Origin of the sequence: Effusibacillus dendaii, assembly GCF_015097055.1 — a bacterium.
Taxonomy (GTDB): domain Bacteria; phylum Bacillota; class Bacilli; order Tumebacillales; family Effusibacillaceae; genus Effusibacillus; species Effusibacillus dendaii.
In genome coordinates this window covers 2517290-2536137 of record NZ_AP023366.1, presented here as the reverse complement: position 1 = coordinate 2536137, position 18848 = coordinate 2517290, and the positions used below count along the sequence as shown (strand labels likewise).

The 18848-nt window shown below is 47.9% G+C and carries 17 protein-coding genes; 2 read left to right on the top strand and 15 right to left on the bottom strand.

Annotation, left to right across the window (positions count from 1 at the left end; translation table 11 throughout):
- Positions 1-51: 51 nt before the first annotated feature.
- The 10 genes from skT53_RS13670 to skT53_RS13625 all read right to left on the bottom strand — a co-directional run bounded on the left by skT53_RS13670 (position 52) and on the right by skT53_RS13625 (position 10962).
- Complete coding sequence (locus tag skT53_RS13670; RefSeq protein ID WP_200757934.1) at positions 52-2373, bottom strand: DEAD/DEAH box helicase; 2322 nt, start codon at positions 2371-2373, stop codon at positions 52-54.
- Positions 2370-4322 carry a site-specific DNA-methyltransferase gene (locus tag skT53_RS13665; protein ID WP_200757932.1) on the bottom strand — a complete coding sequence of 651 codons (1953 nt, stop codon included), beginning with the start codon at positions 4320-4322 and terminating at the stop codon, positions 2370-2372. Before skT53_RS13665 ends, skT53_RS13670 begins: the two co-directional genes overlap by 4 nt.
- A gap of 473 nt (positions 4323-4795) precedes the next feature.
- Positions 4796-5299 (bottom strand): DUF2231 domain-containing protein, encoded by a 504-nt coding sequence (locus tag skT53_RS13660; RefSeq protein WP_200757930.1) that lies wholly within the window; start codon positions 5297-5299, stop codon positions 4796-4798.
- A gap of 484 nt (positions 5300-5783) precedes the next feature.
- Positions 5784-7034 carry a serine hydroxymethyltransferase gene (locus skT53_RS13655; RefSeq protein ID WP_200757929.1) on the bottom strand — a complete coding sequence of 417 codons (1251 nt, stop codon included), beginning with the start codon at positions 7032-7034 and terminating at the stop codon, positions 5784-5786.
- 21 nt (positions 7035-7055) lie between these two features.
- The gene (locus skT53_RS13650; RefSeq protein WP_200757927.1) at positions 7056-7616 is read right to left on the bottom strand and encodes a TIGR01440 family protein; all 561 of its coding nucleotides are present in this window, start codon (positions 7614-7616) and stop codon (positions 7056-7058) included.
- Positions 7610-8080 carry a ribose 5-phosphate isomerase B gene (gene rpiB, locus skT53_RS13645; protein ID WP_200757925.1) on the bottom strand — a complete coding sequence of 157 codons (471 nt, stop codon included), beginning with the start codon at positions 8078-8080 and terminating at the stop codon, positions 7610-7612. Before rpiB ends, skT53_RS13650 begins: the two co-directional genes overlap by 7 nt.
- Positions 8081-8146: 66 nt before the next feature.
- A complete protein-coding gene (locus skT53_RS13640) occupies positions 8147-8611 on the bottom strand; it encodes a low molecular weight protein arginine phosphatase (RefSeq protein WP_200757923.1) in 465 nt (154 codons plus the stop codon).
- A gap of 70 nt (positions 8612-8681) precedes the next feature.
- Positions 8682-9245 carry a manganese efflux pump MntP gene (locus skT53_RS13635; RefSeq protein ID WP_200757921.1) on the bottom strand — a complete coding sequence of 188 codons (564 nt, stop codon included), beginning with the start codon at positions 9243-9245 and terminating at the stop codon, positions 8682-8684.
- Between the two features lie 209 nt (positions 9246-9454).
- Positions 9455-10531: an L-threonylcarbamoyladenylate synthase gene (locus skT53_RS13630; protein WP_200757920.1), complete on the bottom strand. Its 1077-nt coding sequence runs from the start codon at positions 10529-10531 to the stop codon at positions 9455-9457.
- A 221-nt stretch (positions 10532-10752) separates the two neighbouring features.
- Positions 10753-10962, bottom strand: a complete 210-nt coding sequence (locus skT53_RS13625) for a hypothetical protein (RefSeq protein ID WP_200757914.1) — start codon at positions 10960-10962, stop codon at positions 10753-10755.
- Between the two features lie 179 nt (positions 10963-11141).
- Between skT53_RS13625 and skT53_RS13620 the strand changes: the two genes are divergently transcribed.
- Positions 11142-11999: a carbon-nitrogen hydrolase family protein gene (locus skT53_RS13620; protein ID WP_200757912.1), complete on the top strand. Its 858-nt coding sequence runs from the start codon at positions 11142-11144 to the stop codon at positions 11997-11999.
- A 29-nt stretch (positions 12000-12028) separates the two neighbouring features.
- Positions 12029-12700 (top strand): GNAT family N-acetyltransferase, encoded by a 672-nt coding sequence (locus skT53_RS13615; protein WP_200757910.1) that lies wholly within the window; start codon positions 12029-12031, stop codon positions 12698-12700.
- A 95-nt stretch (positions 12701-12795) separates the two neighbouring features.
- Here the strand turns inward: skT53_RS13615 and spoIIR are convergent, their stop codons facing one another.
- The 5 genes from spoIIR to skT53_RS13590 form a co-directional block, all read right to left on the bottom strand.
- Positions 12796-13581 carry a stage II sporulation protein R gene (gene spoIIR / locus skT53_RS13610; RefSeq protein ID WP_200757908.1) on the bottom strand — a complete coding sequence of 262 codons (786 nt, stop codon included), beginning with the start codon at positions 13579-13581 and terminating at the stop codon, positions 12796-12798.
- Positions 13582-13681: 100 nt separating this feature from the next.
- Positions 13682-15667 (bottom strand): AMP-binding protein, encoded by a 1986-nt coding sequence (locus skT53_RS13605; protein WP_200757906.1) that lies wholly within the window; start codon positions 15665-15667, stop codon positions 13682-13684.
- Positions 15668-15972: 305 nt separating this feature from the next.
- The gene (gene prmC, locus skT53_RS13600) at positions 15973-16881 is read right to left on the bottom strand and encodes a peptide chain release factor N(5)-glutamine methyltransferase (protein ID WP_200757904.1); all 909 of its coding nucleotides are present in this window, start codon (positions 16879-16881) and stop codon (positions 15973-15975) included.
- Positions 16868-17944 carry a peptide chain release factor 1 gene (prfA, locus tag skT53_RS13595; RefSeq protein WP_200757902.1) on the bottom strand — a complete coding sequence of 359 codons (1077 nt, stop codon included), beginning with the start codon at positions 17942-17944 and terminating at the stop codon, positions 16868-16870. Before prfA ends, prmC begins: the two co-directional genes overlap by 14 nt.
- Before the next feature lie 112 nt (positions 17945-18056).
- Positions 18057-18665 carry a YhcN/YlaJ family sporulation lipoprotein gene (locus skT53_RS13590; protein ID WP_200757900.1) on the bottom strand — a complete coding sequence of 203 codons (609 nt, stop codon included), beginning with the start codon at positions 18663-18665 and terminating at the stop codon, positions 18057-18059.
- Between the last annotated feature and the right edge of the window lie 183 nt (positions 18666-18848).

Sequence of the window (18848 nt, the reverse complement as noted above, 5' to 3'; positions counted from 1 at the left end):
TTCCCCAAACAAAAAACTAAGCTGTTGGGATAATTCCCAACAGCCTATCAACTACTCTAAATCAGCTAAAAGAGTACTTAGATCATTGAAAATTTTAGGTTTAATTCCACCTAGGTATTTCCTGATAAGAGTATATCCACTTTGACCTGTCCTTACCCACGACTCTCCATTTTTTTCATAGGTTCCGTCAAGAACAAGTGCAATTTTTACTCCAACTTCACTTATATCCAACATTTTTGAAGCCAGAGTGCCTTCAAGAAGATGTTTCCCCTTTGGGTCTATTGCCCAAATAGTTTTTTGACCCCATAAAAGAAAATCCGGTCTAAACGTACCACTATCTACTCCATAAACAGGAATTGGAATACCGTAGCCAAAATTAGTTCCTGGGTTCCTAGTCCATAACCTGCCAGTTTCATCAAGGGCTTCTGCAACACGAATTTCAAAAGGATTCATCCCATTATATTCCGGATGAACAGCGTTTTTATATTTTCTGACTTTATATCGATCTTCTTTGGCGCTCCCCACCCCCTTTACGTCTGGACTAATAAGTCTAAAGGGTGGTACTTTATAAGATTCGATCCCTAAACTGATCAGTTGTATTTGATTTTCTAAAGCATCCTTTATCTCTTTTACACATCTCTCTAGGTAGCCGATCGCAGGTGATCCCCATTGTATTTGTTGATTCATTTGTGGTGACAACCGCAAATCATTAGTAAATATTGTTCCAGTACTATTAACAATCCTAGAATCTATTCGCTGAAGACGGTTTACAAGAAATTCCCATACAGTAATACTGTCACCATAATCTTTCGACTCTTCTCTTATTAGGTCAGGGTTTTCGCCCTTAGCAACCTCATAAACCCTTGTTAAGAGATGGCCTTTCGCTTGCCGTTCTGCCTCATCAAGCAATTTCACCGCATCAAGAACTATTTTATCATTTTCTGATGGTTTGCCTCTGGACATATAAACAACGGGAACTTCCGCCGTAACTCGAGGAACAACTTCACGGCTAGGAGGTAGAGGTAGATCCTCCTTAATCCTTAATATTTCATGCCCCTCAATTTCCAGTTCACTCTGGGTTTGTTCAATAAGTTTTGCGAACTCCTCATCAGGGATATTAAAGTAAAAATATGCTGAATTCAAATCTGGATCACTAAAAGGATTAGCATTAGGTTGACGAATGAATCTACCTATCTTTTGAACAATATCTGTTTGGGATCTTCCTCGATCATCAATGTAAGCCACATAGGCTAACGGCTCGTCCCACCCCTCCCGTAAAGTGAGATTCCAAATGATATGTGTAAATCCGCCTTTCCTTAAAACCTCAGGAGATCTTTCTACTGCCTTTTTTCCAGTGTAAGTATCTATAATTCCCAGATAGGAACCATAACGCTCATATAAAACATCTTTTGCACCATTTAGGTGAACTGCAACTTTATCTTTCTGCACTCCAAGCTTTATTAAAGCCTCCCATACATCTATTCCACGTTGGGTAGTATTAACAATGAAACATGCGATAGGAGAAAGATTGTGTTCTTTCAGTTTTTCTGTTAACTCGTTGTATTTAGTTTGTGCTTCTTGAACAGCACTTTCAGTCGATGTATTACATTCTGTGAAATAAAGCCTATTCTTAAGGAGTCCTGCTTCTACAACCCATTTTGTTGGAACAGCAACAGTCCGTTCTTGCAGAGAAAACTCTCTCTCTTCCTGGCTTTCGCCAGGGAGGAGATAAGCCAAATCAGAAGGAAACGGGCTGGCAGAAGCAAGAATAAAAGCCTTAGGATTAATATCAGCTAAACGTCTAAATTGTTCAGCAGTAGCACCATGACCCTCATCATAAAACACATATAGATTTCTATGCCGTGATTCAACTCCCTGATTTATCTTTGAAAGCATTTCCCAACGAGAAAGGGCTCCATAAACACCACGATGATGAATACGAAGACTATCTCCGTCCTGATTAAAAGATGCAACTGTCGCCAAAAGGATAGTTAGTCCTTCTTTAGCTGCCATTGTATTCATCCAATCAGTTACGCTCATTTCACTTAAGAGATAGACTTGTGTTCCTTTTGGAAGTAGCTCGGCATACTTTCCACCGGGGCGTAAATTTTCGTATGTTTGAGAAATAACTGCACCACGAGAAGTTGTCCACAAGATAATACCAGTTTTGAGATGACCTGCCGTAACAGCAAGAATTGGTGTCTTACCTGCTCCTGTAATTGCCTTAAGACGACTAACAAAAGGCTCTAACATTCCCGTTGTTCGGCTATATACAGGTTTAAACTTTTCAGATGGATACTCCTGAACCATTGTAGCTAGTTCACTTGCTGCTTTTACTTGATAAGGTTTTAGATCATCTAAAGTAATTTTCATTCACATTCTTCCTCCGCTTCCCCATCGAAACCCGTTATTCCAAGTTTAGCTAATATTGCATCTGGGATCTGGTGAAATCTATATATATTGTCTGCAACGGGCCCCTCGTTAGCTGCGGCATAAATGTGAATCGGCTTGGAACACCCTTGAGACTCTGCCTCTTGAATAATTTCCTTTAACACCTCTATTGTTAATGTTCGTCCATCTTTACCGGATTCCCATACAAGGGCAATGCCGAACCCTGATCGTGTTTGTCCAATTAGATAACGATGTCCTTCAATGCGACAGTCGATTCGATTAGATTCTTCCTCAGCAACTTGTAATATCACATCGGCAAGGCTCTCACGATCAGATGCCAAAATATCTTTTTTAGTAATGGCTTTATCGGCACGAAAATAAGTAAACCCTGTATCATAAGTAGAATGCTTCTTTTTATCTGCCCACTTACCAGTTATTACTCTACGGATTCGTTCTGCAGTAATTTTATCAGTATAATCTTCTTGATTAATTTTAGTGTTTTTACCGACGAAGCCTCCCTCAATAAGGATAAATCTGCGATTTCCACCATATTCATGGTTTAATTCTATTATTGCATGAGCTGTTGTTCCTGATCCTGCATAAGGATCAAGAACAATACATTCAGGATCTCCCCAAGTAACTAGATTGATGAGCTTTTTAAGGATCTCGTGATCTTTAGGATTTTTAAAAGCATTTTCGTCACCAAAAATAGACTTTACCAACATTACCGAGCCGCGAGCATCCTTATTGATCACCGATGTAAAAACATCTTTTTCTCTTCCCTCAAGCAGATATTTTTTAATTTTCGGTGTACCCTTATCAACCTTTTTCCATATTATTCTATCATCATCTATGAGTTTTTGAAATTCTTCAGGGGTAGACACAATCCATCCTTTCGGTGGCTTTCTAACTGGACGCCCAGTTTCGGGATGAAATACATCATAGTCCGGACCTCCTCCACCTGGCCAAGAAGGATCATCCTCCTTATAAGGGCCAAGTAAATCGCTCTTTGAATCAACACCTACGTATTGCCTTACTGTCCATAAGGGGCTATCTTTCTTTATACCTTTTACCGAATGTTTAAGACCTTTTATAATTGCTTCATAATCATCACTATGAATCTCTCTCAGCCGTCTGTACTCTGCTAAATGGTCTTCAAGCCCTGGTTTTACTTCTCGCCACTTTCCCTTTTCCTTTACTTTTGCATCCAATTCATCTACATTGCGTGCCCATACAAGCATATATTCATGTCCTTCAGAAAAGTAAGTTGCATCATTTTTTCTTGATCTCTGCCAAATTAATGTAGCAAGTCTGTTTTTTGGTAAAAAAATCTCCTCCATTAACATCCACAATCTTGGAAGCTCATGTTCATCAATTGAAATAATAATTACTCCAGTTGGTTTCATAAGTTTTTTGGCTGCCCATAATCTAGGAGCCATATGATTAATCCATTTAGTATGACGGTTAGGGTCATCAAGTGAAACAATCTCACTACTGCGCCCGTGGGTTTTCCTATTTCTCTTCACTTCTGATTTCGACAACATAAAATCATCATTATAAGTGAGAGAATCGCTACCCGTATTATAAGGAGGATCCATATAAATCACGTCTATTTGTCCACGGTAATCTTTTAAGAGAGAAGTCATAACTGATAGATTCTCACCATCTATTATTAAGTTATCACCTTTTGATGGATTGAGTGACTTCTCAGGAACGGGAATCAATTTGACGGGCCGTACTTTTTCAGCCAAAAAACGCTGCCTTCCCCTCCATTGAAGAGTAGCATCCAAATTTTCCTCTGTTGATATAAACGGTGTAAACACTTTGCTTAAACGCAATTCTTCCTCTTTCTCTATCAACAGTTTTATAAGTTCATCATGGGAAAGATTATGATATTGTTTTTCTGGATTTCCAATTATAAGTTCTTTCATATTGGCCTCCAAGCCCTTTAGCATGTTTCACTATATTTAAAAAACCTAACAAACATAGACGTTTGATTCTAACCATGCGGCAACTAACACTTTTGCTCAATTAGAAGAATTTTGACACTTATAATATAATTTCCTTCTTTATTTGTCCTTATCATTGACTAATTTATTTATCATTAATTCGTCAACTGTAAATTCAAACCTTTGTTTTACCATCACTTGTGATACGGCTCAGGACGGTTGATCTTAATCTATTCTATCAATTAGAGAATATGAAGAAGCTCGTTATCAAGACACAATGACAGTAAGTTCATGCATAATCAAAAATATATGGATGGCGACTCTTATACCTAAAACAGCTCAAACCCAAGATTGATTTTTTATGGAGTGAATCATAGTACGAACTCTACTGTACGTATAAACAAAGAAGCCTCAAAACCACCGGCAGCATGGATCTGAGGACTTCCGTTTACAAGTCAACGGCTTCCTTCACCGCTGGTTTTAGGAATGCCCGTTGGCCGATTCGTATTTTCCTGACCAACGCCACCTTGTTGCTGTACCTGTCCCTTGTGCATTTGACTGCGGTCGGGATGAACCATCTTTCCGCCAAGATGTCCCGTGTAAGAAAGCAACCCGACTCCCACCAACATAACAAGCAGATACACGAGATTTTTACCGATATCTACTTTCTTTCTCCAAAGAATCCCCAATCGAACTAACGTTAACAAGATGGAAAGCATCATCGTCAATTTTCCGAACAGCTCATGTTGGGGAAATAAGGGATTTCGCTCGCCTTCAGGTCCAGTAATCACCGCTGCGATGGCGCCCAACGTCCCAATAACCAGACAAAAGAGACCTGCGATATGCCAATCCTTCTTCTTTAAAATCGTGGCAAGAAGATCGAACACAAAGCTGAACAACAACATGGCAATCGGGATGTGGATCACAAGAAAATGCGCATTTCGAATCAGATAACTCATGGCTCCCTTTTTCCTCTCCTCATACAAAATTTAACTATACATTTCCATGGACGTTGTACCATCTAAAAATTAAAATTTCATGAATGCGATGCAAAAGGTTTTTTAATAGAGTTTAAATTTTTCCATTTTAATGCCCAAGAATTCAGACATGATACTCCGTATAAACGAAACAAGCTCTTCACCTAAAAGGCGAGAGCTTGTCTTTCATTACCGGGATGCTATAGTGCCTGCATGATATTGTGAGTATATATAACTGATAAAGACTGAAGATGGATTACATGTGAATCACGCTCGCTGGGGAGCGCTTCCCTCCAGATGGGTAAAGAAGAATTGCTGCCGCATGTTGCTCGGGGGTAGATATTCCCAGGCAATGGCGGATCATATCGACTCGGACTAACGGACCAGGTGTCTCACAGAAAAAACCGCCTCAAGCAACTGAACCAGAGTCAGATTGCCCGAGGCGGTTTGTTATTCTTTGTTCAGATTACGCTTCTTCGATTCCTTCATACATCGGGTATTTGTCGCATAGAGCACGAATCCGCTGCATCGCTTCATTCAACCTCGGCTGATCGGCGGCACTCCGAAGCGTCAGACTTATGATATCAGCCACTTCCACCATATCCTCTTTTGTAAATCCGCGCGTTGTGACAGCTGGCGTTCCCATCCGAATGCCGCTTGTTACAAAAGGACTTTGCGGGTCGTTTGGAATCGCATTTTTATTGACGGTGATGCCCACTTCGTCCAGCAATTTCTCCGCTTCTTTACCGGTCAGGCCAATGTTGCGCAGATCCACCAGCAGTAAGTGATTGTCGGTTCCGCCCGACACCAGGTTGAAGCCGCGTTCCGTCAAAGCATCTGCAAACGCCCGCGCGTTGTCAATGACCGCTTGCGAATAATCGGCAAATTCCGGTCGCAGCACTTCCCCAAATGCAACCGCTTTGGCAGCGATCACGTGCATCAAAGGGCCGCCTTGCGTACCTGGAAAAATCGCCTTGTCAATCTCCTTGGCGTACTGCTCCTTGCAGAGAATCAACCCGCCGCGCGGTCCGCGCAGCGTTTTGTGTGTGGTAGATGTAACAAAATCCGCATACGGAACAGGGTTCGGATGATGTCCGGTTGCTACAAGTCCCGCGATATGCGCCATGTCAACCATCAGGTAAGCGCCCACCGAATCTGCAATTTCCCGCAATTTGGCAAAATCAAACACGCGCGGATAGGCGGAAGCACCCGCCACAATCATTTTCGGTTTGTGTTCTTCCGCCAAACGGCGCACCACATCATAATCGATACGGTGTGTGTTGTCATCCACTCCGTAAGGCACGAAATTATAATACTGACCTGAAATGTTGACCGGACTTCCATGCGTCAAATGACCGCCGTGCGCCAGATTCATACCGAGTACTGTATCGCCCGGCTTTAGAAACGCGAAATAAACAGCCGTATTGGCTTGTACGCCGGAATGAGGCTGTACGTTTGCATGCTCGGCGCCAAAAATTTTCTTAACCCGCTCACGCGCCAAATTTTCCACAATGTCTACATACTCACAGCCGCCATAATACCGTTTGCCTGGATAGCCTTCCGCATATTTGTTGGTCAACACCGTACCCATTGCTTCCATGACAGCACGGCTGACGAAGTTCTCAGAGGCGATCAGTTCGATTTTCGAACGCTGCCGCCCCAACTCTTTCTCAATTGCTTCCGCCACTTCACGATCCACCAAATGAAGATGTTTCATTTCTTAAGCCCCCTCAAATGTTCATTCCGATTCTTCCAGTATGTAAACGGTTCTTCCTCCACCGATCAATTTCGGACGGGTTGTAGCCAGCGTGATGTGCGCTTGTCCAATCGATTGGATCTTGGAGCGCAGCGGGACGGCCACCGGACGCAGATGCATGCCAATGAACGTGTCCCCGATGTCTATACCGGCATGTGCCTGAATATGCTCCGCCAAAACCGGTTGCTTCAGTCTGCGAAAAGCTTCCGACGCCACCGCGCCGCCCGCACGCGGCACCGGAACTGCCATCACTTCCTCAAGCCGGTATTCTTGTAACGTACGGCGTTCCACCACCAAAGCCCGATTGAGATGTTCACAGCATTGAAACGCCACCTGAAATCCGAATCGGTCGCGGGCCGCCAATACACCGTCCACGATTGCTTTCGCCACGTCAACCGAACCGGCCGTACCGATTTGACGGCCGATCACCTCCGAACTGGAGGCTCCGACCACCAAAATCTGATCCGGCCGCAGATTGGCCGATTGTTGCAGTTCTTCCACCAATTGCAATGTCAGCTTCGCGATTTCCGCTTGCTCTAGCATCCCCGCACGCCTTCTTCTTGCCTGAATTTCCCTTCCAGTTGACGAATCTTGTCCAGCCGTCTTTCATGCCGTCCGCCTGAAAAATCGGTCGTCAGCCAAATGCGAACAATCTCTTCCGCCAGACCCGGTCCGATTACCCGCGCACCCATCGCCAGCACGTTGGCATCGTTATGCTCACGAGTCGCTTTTGCAGTAAAACAGTCGTGCACCAACGCGCAGCGAACACCTGGCACTTTGTTCGCTACAATCGACATGCCAATTCCTGTTCCACATACCAAAATTCCGCGGTCAAACTCACCTTTTGCCACCGATTCCGCCACCTGTACACCGTAATCGGGGTAATCGACCGACTCCTCATTATGTGTTCCATAATCATGAAATTCCAGATTCATTTCCTTTAAAACGTTCTTGATCTGTTCTTTTAAAGCGTATCCGCCATGATCAGCCGCAATTGCAATTCGCACCGTACTCCCCCCTTTTGCACATTGTACCTTTCTCGTTAGTCATGCCGCAATCGGACTGCTAACCGGTTATGTGTCGAATTTTTGAAGAGTGGGTACTATCTTTAGAATCGCCTGTTCAATTTCATCAGCCGATTGATTATAGTCTTCTTGTCCACCGCCAAACGGATCCGCAATATCCCAGTCTGAGTAGCCTCCGGCATACTCTTTCAACGTGAAAACTTTGTCCAGAAACTGCGGAAAACGATTTCCCACCAGCTGTTTGTGAGAAGTCGTCATCGTTAAAATCAGATCCGCCCAATTTCCCAACTCTTCCGTAAACATCTGTGACATATGTTCTTGTCCGGGAATCTGGCGTTGGGACAACGCGTGCAAAGCCCCTTCCGACATCGGAAAACCTGTGCCAGCCGCGACACCAGCCGATTTTACTTCAATGTTTGGGATTCCCGCCTCCAATAGTTGTTGCTTCAAAATGGCCTCTGCCATCGGGCTGCGGCATGTATTCCCCGTGCAAACAAAAAGAATGCGGTACACGTAAACCTCCCCCGTTCACTCGCTTATCCCTGGTTTAAAGTATACTCGTCCATCGCGGATCATGCAAAAATTATAACAGGAACTGAATTCCGAAGAAAATCAAAATGCCGCCGCCAATAATCGTCATAGAATCCCCTAATACACGTCCCATCACATTTCCAATCGATAAGCCAATTGCGGTCATAATTGCGCCAACCACTCCAAATATTAAAACTGTCAATCCAAGCTTGGCGTCCGATAAACCGAAACTAAAGCCGACCGACATCGCATCGATGCTGACACTCAACGCGAACAAAAACAAGCCGATCCCGACCGACCTGTTCATAGCAAATTTAGGGGGTTCATCGTTCCCTTTCCAAGCATCCCAAATCATATGGGCGCCGAAGCCAATCAATAAAATGGACCCGATGACTTTTGCCACATCCCCCATCAATCTGTACAGGTACAACCCGATTCCCATGCCGATTAAAGGCATGATCACATGGAACAGCCCCACCGTTGAGCTGACCCGGAAAATGTCCCGCTTTGTCAGCCTCTGCATGCCAAGCCCAATGCCGATCGACATCGCGTCACTGCCTAAGGCGACAGCCGTTGTAAAGATCGTAATAAATTCGCTCAGTTTGATTTCAGCCATTGAGTCGCCTCCCATTTGGTAGAAAGGGCCATTTCCTTGCCATATGTATGCGACTCGTCCCAGAAAGATACGAACAAATTGCCACCGATTCGGAGGATATTCGATATAAAGTCCCGCCCACTAAAAAAGGCTGCTCCAATAGGAGACAACCTGCTAAAGGACCGGCCGGACAGCACCCGCTATACAGTGCACAGAACCGTAAGATTTTATTATGAAACCACCCGGTAGCCAGCCGCTTTTCGCATCCGGTTCATAATGGCAGCACCCAGCCCGGTTTCCGGAAAGCTTTCCGCATAAATCCGTTGAACGGGCGTTTGATCAAACTGCCGCAGGGCCCGATACAATTCGCCCGCCACTGTCTCCGGTTCGGATCGTCTGCCGCAGGCAATGACCAAATCGGCATGGTACAGATGTTTTTGCTCCTCGGTAGTCAGTACCCCTGTTTGAATCCCGTTCGCCCGGGATTGGTCGACCAGCGCCTGAATCCGCTTCCGCTGTTCATCCTCTTCACCTTCGACAATCCACATTTCCGCTTTCGGCGCGTAATGGCGATATTTCATCCCCGGCGCACGGGGAACTGGTTCGTTTGCCGTATCAGAAGCTTCGCCAGCCTGTGATGGATCCAGGTCAGCCGAACGGCTGCGCAAAGAAGGATCCTCTTGCACCTGTCCGATCGCTTGCTGCAGCATTTCCCGGGTTACACCGCCGGGCCGCAAAATCATCGGCGGATTCACCGTTACATCCAGCACGGTAGATTCCACCCCGATTCCTGTAGTTCCCCCATCGACAACCGCCGCCACTTCCCCCTGCAAGTCTTCCAAGACATGTGCCGCTTCCGTCGGGCTGGGACGGCCGGATCGGTTGGCGCTTGGCGCGGCGACTGGTACACCCGATTTTTCCAACAGATGCAAGGCAGCCGGATGGCTCGGCATGCGGATCGCGACTGTGGGAAGTCCTGCCGTCACCCGATCGGGTACTTCGCTTCGTTTCGGCAGCAATAACGTTAGAGGCCCCGGCCAGAACAGGTCGATCAACCGTTCCGCTGCCTCCGGTACATGGGTCACCAGTTCCGCCAACTGCTGTCTGCTCGCAATATGGACAATGAGAGGGTTGTCAGACGGACGCCCTTTCGCCGCAAAAATCCGTTTGACCGCCTCTGCGTCCAACGCGTTCGCTCCCAACCCGTATACCGTTTCGGTTGGGAATGCCACCAATTCTCCCTGCCGCAAAAGTTTGGCAGCCCGTTCCAGATCATGTTCACTTGTCGTCAGTTTTACCGTATCCATAAAAATCCTGCCTTATCAAGGGTCTAGTTCTTGCGACTTATTTTACCATTCCTAATCGACAAGTCCAATCCGGGACTCTTTTCACGGAACGACTGTTCTATGTTATGCACATTATTCACAGCCGCTTGTGGATAACTTCTTAATGAATCGTTCCCCGCATCACAACAGCCTTTTTCCGATTTCTTATAAAATGCTCGGAAACCAGCATCTCCAGCGGGGTTTCATGTGCTTCCACAGGAACAAATCCCATGTGGACAAATATAGTTGGGGATTCTGTGAGTAAATACAGTTTCGTCCGGCATTTCGGCAACCAGATAATTTTCAATCCACTGTTCCAACCCTTCCGGATCCGCGCCGGATTCTTCCAACATTTGCGCAATCGTTGCCCGGTCATTGACAGTCGCCCGCCGAATCGCTATATTGTTCGTCATAAAGTCTCCTCCCGAGTCTATCAAGCTTTCTATACTTTATTCTTTTCTTTGCTAGATTAGACCAACCGGGACTGGAACTTCCTGTCTGCGGGAAATGATACAATAAACCGTGGATAACGAAAGCACACTACGTGCGTGATGTACAACTTGGCAACCTGTTGCCTCAAAGGAGGATTTGCATGAGAATTCGAGTGTCAGCCGTGCAATACCATCTGCATACAATCGGCAGTTTCCAGGAATTTGCCGACCAGGTCGAACATTATGTAAAACTGGCAGCGGAGTTTTCGGCCGAATTTGTACTGTTCCCGGAATTTATGACCACCCAGTTGCTTTCCATCGGTGACGGAACGGGCAAATCGCTGCCGATTCACAAACTGCCTCAGTTTACCGAACAGTACCGTTCCCTGTTCACTTCCCTCGCGCAAAAAACGGGTATGCATCTGATCGGGGGCACGCACGTGACAGAAAAGAACGGGCAGCTGTACAATACCGCCCATTTGTTTTACCCGGACGGACGGATTGGAGAACAATCAAAACTGCACATTACGCCAACCGAAGTGAACGAATGGAACATGGCCACAGGGGACAGTTTTCAAGTATTTGAAACAGCGAAAGGAACCATTGCCCTGCTGACCTGTTATGATATCGAATTTCCGGAAATCGTCCGGATTGCCAAAGCAAGAGGGGCGGATGTCATATTCTGTCCGTCCTGCACCGATGACCGGCACGGTTTCCATCGGGTGCGCTATACCAGCCACGCGAGAGCGATCGAAAATCAGGTCTATGTGGTCACCACCGGCACTGTCGGATCGCTGCCGACTGTCGATTTTATGCGGGCCAATTTTGGTCAGGCGGCGATCATTACACCAAACGACATTCCGTTTCCGCCGCATGGCATTCTGGCAGAAGGGGAAATCAACGATGATATGCTGATTACCGCCGATCTCGACCTGGAATTGCTGTATCAGGTACGCGAAAAAGGTTCTGTCGCTACCTGGCGCGACCGCCGAATCGATCTCTATACAGATTGGAAATAGTATGAAATCTTGCAAAGGAGGTCTGCCAAATGGAATATATACGGATTCAAAGCCTCGACGATCCGCTGTTTGGCCGTATGCATCGTTTGATGCAATCTGTGTTTCCGCCGGAAGAGGTACTTGAATTTTCACTTTGGAAAGAACCGCTGGAAGACCCGGACATACGGGTATTTGTCGCTGTACACGAGGGAGAAGTGGTAGGCGCTACCGAATACAGGTATTATCCCGATTTGAACGTGGCCATGACCGATTTTACGATTATCGGTCGGGAGGGACTTGGCATCGGCCGTTTTCTGGTAGAGAACCGGCAGAACGATCTGTTTGCTCTGGCTGCTTTAAGCGGCAACGAACTGTTTGGCATGTTCGCTGAAATTTACGATCCGTATCGTGCAATCGATCATTCGTTTGGCGGGATCAAGCCAATGGATCCGTTTGTCAGGCGGGAAGTGTTGTCGCACTTGGGATATCAGCGGATCGACTTCAACTATGTACACCCTTCCTGGAACAACGATGGGGAAGCGGTAACCGAGCTGGATCTGTGCTTTCTTCCTTACGATCGAACCGTGAGCGAATTGCCTGCCAGACTGGTAGTTCACTTCTTGACCCGTTATTATGCGGTCCTGCCTAACAAACCGGCTGCTTGGCTGCAAATGATCGAACAGCTTGAATCGCGAAACACTCTGCGATTGCTGCCCATTTAGAATTTTCACGCATGTAGGGGCCACTGGCTGGTCGGACACAGGGGCGAACCGCCACCTCCGACTAAAGCGGTGGCTTTTTTTACGCTTTCAGACATTCACGCCTTCAGGGATTCAAACCAGCCTCGGATTTTGGCAAATAGAGAACGTATCGCGTCGACAAGTCCCAGCCGAACCTGAACTTTTTCCACTGCGTTCCCATTGCCGCTCGGCACGCTGATTGTCGTTAACGGCTTGCTGTCCATATTTTTCGCCTGCACCGCATCCCCGTTCGCCAAATCTACGAAACAGAGCGGCGGAAACAGTACGCACCACCAGTTTTGGCCCTTTCCTTCCCCGATTACGATTCGAAGCGCTTCATAATTACCGGCCGGATATACGTTGTTGCCATACATCTTGGTGGGAAACGGAACCATCCCGTAATCGGTCCGGATCGGATAGGAGTATCCTTTCTCCTTTTCCATTTTCTCCGCCACCCGATTCATGTCAGGCACCGCCTGCCGGATGACGGTACGCGCCTCTTCAATATTCTCAACGCCTCGCAGCCGGGTTCCCACTTCCTGAATGATTTGATCCCGAATCTGCCTTTTTAACGTTTGGTCCTCTGGAGAATCGGAATTGGCGATAATTCGCAAGCGGACTGCCTCTTTCGGAATGATCCCCGCATTTCCGGAAAGCAAATCCGATTTATCCTCCGATTGGCTATCCGCTTGCCCGATCGAATCTGTACGCGTGACAGTCTCCGTTTCATTGAAAGCGGCTGCCGCCAATGATGGGTTGCCGCTTCCGCTTAAAAATCGGATCTGCGCAGCCGTTTGCCACCAACCTGCCACCCCCGCAGCTATGATCAAAGCGGCGGCTGCCGCCACCCATTTCCGTTCCATTTCGCTCTCCCCCGTTTTCTACCATTCGAAACCTTTTGATAGAATCCAGTATTGTCTGATAGAAACGGGGTTATACCTGATTGCGGATATTTTCCCGACGTTATTCTCCTTTCGCCTGTCGGCGGATCGCTTCCACCGCTTCCGGATTCTCCAACGACGACAGATCGCCCGCGTCTTTGTCCAGATAAGCAGCCCGAATCGCACGCCGCATGATTTTTGCGTTGCGAGTTTTGGGCAGATCCGTTACAAAGTAGAGAGCTTTTGGCCGAAGCGACTTGCCCATTTTTTCAGCGACAAGATCCAACAGTTCCTGCTGCAGCGCCTGATCCGGTTTCAAATCGGGCTTTAACACGGTGAAACAGACAGCCGCTTCCCCTTTCAACTCGTCCGGTACGCCGATGGTTCCCGCTTCTACCACAGCCGGATGACCCACCAGCACAGACTCGACTTCGGCCGGCCCCACCCGTTTCCCTGCAATGTTTAGCGTGTCGTCCGAACGCCCTGTAATCGTCCAAAATCCCTGATCATCGCAGATTACCCAGTCTCCATGTACCCATGTATCCGGCCAGCGGTTCCAGTACGTCTCTTCATACCGTTCCGGTTCCTGCCAAAATCCGTTGGTCATACCTACCCACGGTTGCCGAATCACCAATTCGCCCACTTCATTCCGTACCGGTTGGCCGCTTTCATTATAGACTTCCACATCCATCCCGGGCAGCGGAGAATTAAACGTGATCGGGGCGATCGGTTTTACCAGCATATTGCCGAGAATGCCGCCGGAAATTTCAGTTCCGCCCGAATAGTTGATAATTGGAATCCGGCTGCCGCATACTTTTTCAAACAACCACATCCACGGTTCCGGGTTCCACGGTTCGCCAGTCGAACAAATGCAGCGAAGACTGCTTAAATCGTGTTTTTTCACCCAAGAATCCCCGTGTTTCATCAATGACCGGACCAGTGTAGGCGAGATGCCGAGCTGCGTTACCCGGTGTGTTTCGACCATCTGCCATAACCGGTCTGCTTCCGGGTAATCGGGCGAACCTTCGTACAGGAAAACGGCCGCTCCATTCAACAGTGCCCCAAATACCAAAAACGGCCCCATCATCCAGCCCATATCGGTAAACCAGAAAAACGTGTCGCCTGGCTTGACGTCCATCCCAAAACCGGCATCGAACGCCGCTTTGATCGGGAATCCCGCATGTGTATGGACAGCCCCTTTCGGTCTGCCGGTCGTACCCGATGTATACAACAGCATCAGCGGGTCCTGGCTTACCATCGACTCCGTTTGAACAAGCGGTTCTGATTTCGACGGAAAGTCCTTCCCGCCATTCGGGGTGCTTGCTGTCCCGACCATGTCATTCCAATCGATATCCCGGTCGTTCCATGGGATCTCCCGCCCCATTCGGCGAACGACGACCACTTTTTGCACGGAAGGAGCCATGGCAACTGCTCGGTCGGCTTCTTCTTTCATCGCCACCACTTTCCCCCGCCGCAAAAATCCGTCTGCTGTCACAATCATTTTGGCTGTTGCCGCATCGGCCCGCTTGCCGACCGCGTCCGCCCCGTAACCGGAAAATGCGGGTGAAAACACAGCCCCAATTTTGGCTGCCGCTAACATAACAATAACCGTTTCCGGAATCATGGGCATGTAGAGGGAGATGCGATCCCCTTTTTCAATTCCGAGCCGGCGCAAACCATTGGCGGCCAAATCAACCTGCAGGCGGAGTTCCGCAAACGAATACTGCCGGACGTTGCCTTCTTCCCCTTCCCACAGAAGCGCGGCGCGATCGCCATAAGCTGCATCGTTTGCCCATTTGTCTACCGCGTTATGCACAACGTTTAAGCGTCCATCCACAAACCAGTTGGGCCATTTGATTCCGTTCGAAAGATCAAGCGTTTTGGCATAAGGGTGAAACCATTCAATTCCCAGCGCCTTCTCGGCTTCCTGCCAGAACCATGCCACATCCTTGATAGACGCTTGAAAAAATTGATCATACGAAGCAAACCCCAATTGCTTCATCCACTGGTACAGTCGAGTCGATTCAAGTTCCTGTTGATTCGGAACCCACACCGGGCGGTTGTTCATTAGTTATCGCCTCCCCCAAAAACAATTACTTAAATTGTAACATAATTTTGAGTATTGGAAATCAGTCTCTTTTCCGGTACATCCGGGACAGACGCCGTTTCCAAGGTTTTGATCAGGTCATAGCATACAACATATCCAAACAAAAGGAGTGAATGAAAATGTACGGAGTATTTGGTGGTTACACACGTTGGGCGGTTGTGTTCCTGATCATCTTTGTTCTGTTCATCCTCTTGGTTCCTTATGATGGCGCTGCCTATTAATTCGCTCTGCACAGCTAAAGAAAAGACCCCCGGGTTTCCGGGGGTCTACTGTGTTTGTCTCCACGCCAGCACGACGCGGCCAATGCCTTGCAAGTCGTTTACAATTTCGGTCCGGCAATCGGGCCAGTTTTGTTCCAGCAAAGTTTTAACTTCCTCCGCCTGTCCAAACCCGACTTCAAACGCAACCAGCCGAGGACCTGTTTGGTTCATGACAGTCGGCAACCGTTCTGCCATTTTTCGATAGGGATCCAGTCCGTCTTTTCCTCCATCCAGCGCCAGACGAGGTTCATGTTCACGCACTTCCACCGCCAGACCGGCAATATCCACAGATGGGATATAGGGGGGGTTGGACACCAGCACATCAAGCCGAATCTGCCGGTCAATCAGCGGCTGCAGCAAATCCCCTTCCAAGAATCGGACTTCTGCTCGCAACCGATCCGCATTCTCCCGCGCAGTCCGAATCGCATCCGGCGATATATCGACCGAATAAACGGCTGCTTCTTTCCATTCAATCGCCAATGTAACAGCAATCGCACCGGAACCGGTCCCCACATCGGCAATTACCGGTCGGACAGCAGACTCTTTCCCCCACCAACTCTTTCGTTTCAAGACTTCTTCCACCAGGATTTCCGTTTCTGGACGGGGAATCAAAACGGAAGGATTCACCTTAAAATCACGTCCATAAAACTCCTGCAAGCCGATAATGTATTGCAGCGGCTCCCCGCGCAGACGCCGGTCCACCCAGTCTTCAAACAAATCCCTCTTGTCAATAGGGAAAACCAATTGATCTTCCGTAAGCAATTTCACTTTTGTAAAGCCCAGCAGGTGCTGAAGCAACACTTCTGCCTGCAGGCGAGGATATTCTACGCCACGACTCCCAAATAGAAGGGAAGCCGTTTGCAGGGCTTCCCGTATGGTTGACTTTGCAGACCATTCAAATTTATGCAGACTCATTGTCTGTTTGTAAACGGGCGGTACGTTCCGCCGTAATCAGTCCGTTAATAATTTCGTCCAATTCTCCTTGCAAAACAAAATCCAATTTGTGCAGTGTCATGCCAATCCGATGATCCGTCACGCGGCTTTGCGGGAAGTTGTAAGTTCGGATTCGTTCCGAACGATCCCCTGTTCCCACTTGACTTTTCCGTGCATCCGCCAATTCTTTTTGCTGTTCCTGCATCTTCATTTCATACAGGCGGGCACGCAGTACTTTCATCGCTTTTTCCTTGTTTTTCAACTGGGATTTTTCATCTTGGCAGGAAACCACCAAACCGGTTGGCACATGCGTGATACGAATCGCCGATTGTGTCGTGTTCACAGATTGTCCCCCCGGACCCGTGGAGCAGAACGTATCAATCCGCAAGTCCTTTTCATGAACTTCCACTTCCACTTCTTCCGCTTCCGGCAAAACAGCGACAGTTGAAGTCGAGGTATGAATACGGCCGCCCGACTCGGTGGCAGGAACCCGCTGCACACGATGCGCGCCCGATTCGAATTTCAACTTGGAGTACGCCCCTTTACCGGTAATCATGAAAATAATTTCCTTGAAGCCGCCCAATTCTGTCGGGGACGATTCGATAATTTCAATTTTCCAACCCTGCCGTTCCGCATATCGGCTGTACATCCGGAACAAATCACCGGCAAACAACGCCGCTTCATCGCCACCTGCCGCACCGCGAATTTCCACAATGACGTTTTTATCGTCATTTGGATCTTTCGGCAGCAGAAGAATCGTCAATTGACTCTGCAATTCCTCCTGCTTTTCGCTCAACTCCGCGATTTCAAGTTTCACCAGTTCGCGCATTTCATCGTCCAATTTCTCAGCCAGCATCGCTTTCGCATCGGCTAACCCTTGAACTGTCTTCTTATATTCACGGTACACCATCACCGTTTCTTCCAGGTCTGATTGTTCCTTCGAATACTCCCTCAATTTGACCGGGTCGGCCAGCACATCGGGATCGCACAGCAAATCTGTCAACTTATTGTAGCGATCATCCAAAGCCTGCAATCGCTCTAACATCTTTCCTCACTTCCTGTTTGTAAGACATATAATTGAGTATAGTATAGAAGCATTTTTACGTCAAAAAAAGCTGTTGACAAAAAACCCGTCAACAGCCAAGGGATCGTTAGCCTTAGCGCGGCAAAACTTCCGGAACGGTTTTCACCAATTGGGAAAATTCCTGATCCGTCGCAGAAATCGGATGCCCGTTGCGCGCGTTCTGAGCAGCGTCAAAGATGCGGCGTGATAACGCATTGTCCGTTGTTATACGAACGGACCGAAAGACCGGTGCCTGAATCATAAGCAATCTCCGGACTTCCTGTTTGATCGCTTCCACCCGATCTTGTGGAACATTGCGCTGCAGAGTCAAGCCCACAATTGCCGTTTGATCGGCAATCACGACACTGGCATCTCGTACGCCTTGTATGGACTGCGCCAAATCAGCGACTCGGTCGGCCGTAACACCCCCAGAATAGGTTTGCGTCATATCCCGGTAGCCGCCCGAACCGGACGGAGCATAATCGCGCAGATTCACAGGCGGGTTGTTTAGATTGTTATGACCGGACAACCATGCTCGGTCGCCATCCCCGTCAACATCAATGCCTAGATTTGCGTTGCGGGGTTCCGCGCCCTGCGTGTTCATCCTTTTCACTGAACCTGCGTTGCTGCCGCCGCCGCACCCCGACAGCATTCCCGCAGTCAAGCTTGCGAGAACCGTCCATGCGATCCATTTGGTTCGCACAACACCACCTCCTTCGGGTTAGCTATAGCTTTCCCAGAGTCAGTGATGCATCATTAAAGAAAAAATTGGTTAGGCTTCCATTCTGATTTCGCGCGGCACTTCGTGACAATGACGGCTGGCGGGATTCCCGCATTTTACGCAAATCGCCTGCAGCTTATCACTCTCCCGTCCCTGACCGTTTCC

What these genes read in the sequence shown, in the direction of transcription:
- skT53_RS13670 (WP_200757934.1), bottom strand. Translation starts at nt 2,373, where the DNA reads ATGAAAATTACTTTAGATGATCTAAAACCTTATCAAGTAAAAGCAGCA.
- skT53_RS13665 (WP_200757932.1), bottom strand. Translation starts at nt 4,322, where the DNA reads ATGAAAGAACTTATAATTGGAAATCCAGAAAAACAATATCATAATCTT.
- skT53_RS13660 (WP_200757930.1), bottom strand. Translation starts at nt 5,299, where the DNA reads ATGAGTTATCTGATTCGAAATGCGCATTTTCTTGTGATCCACATCCCG.
- skT53_RS13655 (WP_200757929.1), bottom strand. Translation starts at nt 7,034, where the DNA reads ATGAAACATCTTCATTTGGTGGATCGTGAAGTGGCGGAAGCAATTGAG.
- skT53_RS13650 (WP_200757927.1), bottom strand. Translation starts at nt 7,616, where the DNA reads ATGCTAGAGCAAGCGGAAATCGCGAAGCTGACATTGCAATTGGTGGAA.
- skT53_RS13635 (WP_200757921.1), bottom strand. Translation starts at nt 9,245, where the DNA reads ATGGCTGAAATCAAACTGAGCGAATTTATTACGATCTTTACAACGGCT.
- skT53_RS13630 (WP_200757920.1), bottom strand. Translation starts at nt 10,531, where the DNA reads ATGGATACGGTAAAACTGACGACAAGTGAACATGATCTGGAACGGGCT.
- skT53_RS13625 (WP_200757914.1), bottom strand. Translation starts at nt 10,962, where the DNA reads ATGACGAACAATATAGCGATTCGGCGGGCGACTGTCAATGACCGGGCA.
- skT53_RS13620 (WP_200757912.1), top strand. Translation starts at nt 11,142, where the DNA reads ATGAGAATTCGAGTGTCAGCCGTGCAATACCATCTGCATACAATCGGC.
- skT53_RS13615 (WP_200757910.1), top strand. Translation starts at nt 12,029, where the DNA reads ATGGAATATATACGGATTCAAAGCCTCGACGATCCGCTGTTTGGCCGT.
- spoIIR (WP_200757908.1), bottom strand. Translation starts at nt 13,581, where the DNA reads ATGGAACGGAAATGGGTGGCGGCAGCCGCCGCTTTGATCATAGCTGCG.
- skT53_RS13605 (WP_200757906.1), bottom strand. Translation starts at nt 15,667, where the DNA reads ATGAACAACCGCCCGGTGTGGGTTCCGAATCAACAGGAACTTGAATCG.
- prmC (WP_200757904.1), bottom strand. Translation starts at nt 16,881, where the DNA reads ATGAGTCTGCATAAATTTGAATGGTCTGCAAAGTCAACCATACGGGAA.
- prfA (WP_200757902.1), bottom strand. Translation starts at nt 17,944, where the DNA reads ATGTTAGAGCGATTGCAGGCTTTGGATGATCGCTACAATAAGTTGACA.